This window comes from Methylobacterium sp. WL18 (genome assembly GCF_008040015.1).
In the GTDB taxonomy this organism is placed as follows: domain Bacteria; phylum Pseudomonadota; class Alphaproteobacteria; order Rhizobiales; family Beijerinckiaceae; genus Methylobacterium; species Methylobacterium mesophilicum.
On the sequence record NZ_VRVD01000759.1, the window covers coordinates 1 to 2,031 of the forward strand.

The window sequence follows — 2,031 nt, forward strand, 5'->3', positions numbered from 1 at the left end:
GGAGCGGCCGGACGCCCGGGTCACCGGCTTCGCAGTGCAGCCGATGGTCCGCCGGGGCCAGCGCCGGGAGCTGATCGCCGGGCTCGCCGAGGACGCGGTGTTCGGGCCCGTGGTCGTGTTCGGCCGGGGCGGCACGGCGGTGGAGGTGATCGACGACCGCGCCCTCGGCCTCCCGCCCCTCGACCTCGCGCTCGCCCGCGACCTGATCGGCCGCACCCGGGTCGCCCGGCGCCTCGAAGGCTACCGCGACGTGCCGGCCGCCGATCTCGGGGCGATCGCCCTGACACTGGTGAAGCTGTCCCAGCTCGCCGCCGACCTGCCGCAGGTGCGCGAACTCGACATCAACCCGCTCTTGGCCGACGAGACCGGCGTGCTGGCGCTGGACGCCCGGGTCCGGATCGGGCGCGCGGAGCGGGGCTGCCACGGCCGCGGCCACCCGCGCTTCGCGATCCGGCCCTATCCGGCGGAATGGGTCCGCACCCTCAACCTCAAGGACCGCACGATCCGGGTGCGCCCGGTGCGCCCCGAGGACGAGGGCCTGTTCCTGGCGTTCTTCAAGGGCCTCGATCCGGAGGACCTGCGGCTGCGCTTCTTCGGGCCGGTCCGCGAGTTCAGCCACGCGTTCCTCGCCCGGCTGACCCAGCTCGACTACGCCCGGGCCATCGCGTTCGTGGCCACCGAGGTCGATCCGCAGGGCGGCGAGCGCATGCTCGGCGCCGTCCGGCTGCACGCCGACGCCAACCACGAGAGCGGCGAATACGCCATCGCGGTCGGCCGCGACGCGCGCGGCACCGGCCTCGCCTTCGCGCTGATGCGCCTGATGATCGACTGGGCCCGCTCCGAGGGCGTCGGCCGGGTCGAGGGCATGGTGCTCGCCGAGAACCGCCCGATGCTGGCGGTCTGCCGCCGGCTCGGGTTCAGCCAGGGGCGGGACCCGGAGGATCCGGGGCTGGTGACCGTGAAGCTGGAGCTTGGGGTGGGTTAGGGGCTCCGGCGCCCGGTCGGCATCGTCTTTCCGGACTGTACGCTAGCGGACGATCCTGACGCTCAGCCCGAGATCGGCCGGCAGCCGGCTCCAGGCCCGGTCCGTCGTCACGGCAACCGATCGGCGTTGCTTTGCCAGAGCGAGGCAGGCTCGATCGCCCAGCGAGAGTCCGAGCGGGCGCGTCGGCAGTCGCAGGATACCGGCCATCCGCGCCTGCTCGTCATCGAAGGGTTCGATCGCGAGGCGGAGGACGCCGAGAGCCTGCGTGATCTGCGCTTCCGCTCCACCGGCTTCGGCCAACTTGGCATAGACTTCGGATAGGTTCACCGCACCGATCACGGATTGCGGCAGGACCTCGGCAACCGCCTCGGCACCTGTCTCCGCGCGAAGCAGGCACAGCAGCGCTGAGGCGTCGAGGACGAAGGCCTCACTCACGCTCCGCCTCGGTCCGACGCTCCGCGATCAATTCGTCGGCCAAGTTCCGATCGACCGGCACGAAGCTGCGGACGATGGCCTGCGCCTCCCGGACTGCAGCAGACAAGGAGCGGATCCGCAGACCGTCCTCGGCCAGTTCGACCATGACGGTGTCGCCGGCTGCGAGCCCGAGTTCCCGCCGGAAATCCGCCGGGATGACGAGCGTCCCGCCAGCCTCGATCTTTGCCAAGTGCGAAGCCATGCCGAATTCCGGATCGCGGCCCGAAACAACGCTCGCTGTCCGCGCCATCGGACGCTGGCCGCGCCGTCCTATGATGCCCGATGACAGATAAAAAAGGAAAGTCCTGTGCCGCTATCCCGCGGCGAAGCGGACGTACCGTCGAGACATGGTCCGGTTCAGCCAAGCCCGGATGGCCGGATTGGGATCACCGCGGAGGTTGATGCACGTCCGGATTGCCCCCCTCCGTTGCCGGCTTCGCGATCGTTGCCTTGCTGGCCGCCGGCTTGGCGGCGACGGCCTTCGCCGCAGCGGGCTTGGTCACCGCCGGCTTGGCCACCACCGGCTTCGGCGGCGTTGGCGCCGCGGGCTTCGGCATCACGGCAGGCTGCAC

General features: G+C 71.2%; 4 protein-coding genes. 1 reads left to right on the top strand and 3 read right to left on the bottom strand.

What is annotated here, in order from left to right; genetic code table 11:
• Positions 1-985: GNAT family N-acetyltransferase (locus FV228_RS27950; protein WP_147857474.1), on the top strand; the 985-nt coding region annotated here is incomplete at its 5' end.
• Between the two features lie 42 nt (positions 986-1,027).
• On the opposite strand, the gene FV228_RS27955 is transcribed toward FV228_RS27950, so the two are convergent.
• The 3 genes from FV228_RS27955 to FV228_RS27965 all read right to left on the bottom strand — a co-directional run.
• Complete coding sequence (locus FV228_RS27955; protein ID WP_147857475.1) at positions 1,028-1,420, bottom strand: type II toxin-antitoxin system VapC family toxin; 393 nt, start codon at positions 1,418-1,420, stop codon at positions 1,028-1,030.
• Positions 1,413-1,661, bottom strand: coding sequence for an AbrB/MazE/SpoVT family DNA-binding domain-containing protein (locus tag FV228_RS27960; RefSeq protein ID WP_147857476.1), 249 nt, complete (start codon positions 1,659-1,661; stop codon positions 1,413-1,415). Before FV228_RS27960 ends, FV228_RS27955 begins: the two co-directional genes overlap by 8 nt.
• Positions 1,662-1,845: 184 nt before the next feature.
• Positions 1,846-2,031 (bottom strand): hypothetical protein (locus tag FV228_RS27965; RefSeq protein WP_210247828.1); only part of this gene is annotated, 186 nt, incomplete at its 5' end.